Here is an 804-nt window from a genome sequence, read left to right as displayed (position 1 = left end):
AAAACAGAAGCTGTTGTCCGTGAGAAGGTGTTGACCGGCGAGGACAAGAAAGAGTTTCGGCAAACACACGCAAAACCCGTGGTGAATGAGTTCTTCGACTGGTGCCAGCAAGAGCGTCAGCGTATTGATCTGACACCAAAAAATCCATTGACCAAAGCACTCAACTACGCCTGCAACCACGAGCAGCAGATGCGGGTGTTTCTGGACGAGCCGGATGTCTTACCGGACACGAATCACCTTGAGCGCGCCCTTCGCTGCATCCCCATGGGCCGCAAGAATTATCTCTTCTGCTGGACAGAACTGGGCGGCGAGCATGTGGGCATAGTTCAAAGCCTTCTGGTGACGTGCAGGTTGCAAGGCATTGATCCCTACAAGTATCTGGTTGATGTTCTCCAGCGCATCAGTCCCACCCTGCCAAACAGGTTGATGACCTGATCCCCCGGAACTGGAAAGACAAGTTCGGGCACAATCCGTTAAAAGCACCTTTGGACAAGTAGGGGAAGACCCCCTCTTGTTCGTCCGGTTACATAGAAACGCTATTTGGTTGCCTTAAAAGCCGTGGATTTGATCTCGAATCCACCCATATGACTGATCTTGATCGTATGGATAAGCTGATGGGGGTTTTGGCTCTGACCTTTGCGTGGTGCTTGATCGTTGGTCATTGGAAATACGGAGAAGCGAGCCTTCTTCCTCTGAATAAGCATGGTCGCCCCGCAAAGAGCCTATTCAGATTGGGCCTGGATATGCTACGTCGGGTGCTGAATAACCAATGCTCAAAAAACGACCAAATCAGCTTCCTGATTT

At 50.9% G+C, this 804-nt stretch carries 1 protein-coding gene and 1 pseudogene; both read left to right on the top strand.

The genetic code is table 11. The annotated features are described in order from the left end of the window. A partial coding sequence (locus E1189_RS01835) for an IS66 family transposase (RefSeq protein ID WP_196221025.1) occupies nucleotides 1–435 on the top strand: 435 nt, incomplete at its 5' end. A 92-nt stretch (nucleotides 436–527) separates the two neighbouring features. Next, nucleotides 528–804, top strand: a pseudogene (locus E1189_RS24875) (IS4 family transposase); the annotation flags it as partial.

It is taken from the genome of Parendozoicomonas verongulae (genome assembly GCF_009711465.1).
Lineage (GTDB): Bacteria > Pseudomonadota > Gammaproteobacteria > Pseudomonadales > Endozoicomonadaceae > Sansalvadorimonas > Sansalvadorimonas verongulae.
Note: the sequence above shows the minus strand (reverse complement) of the source record. Positions and strands in the feature narration are given on the sequence as shown.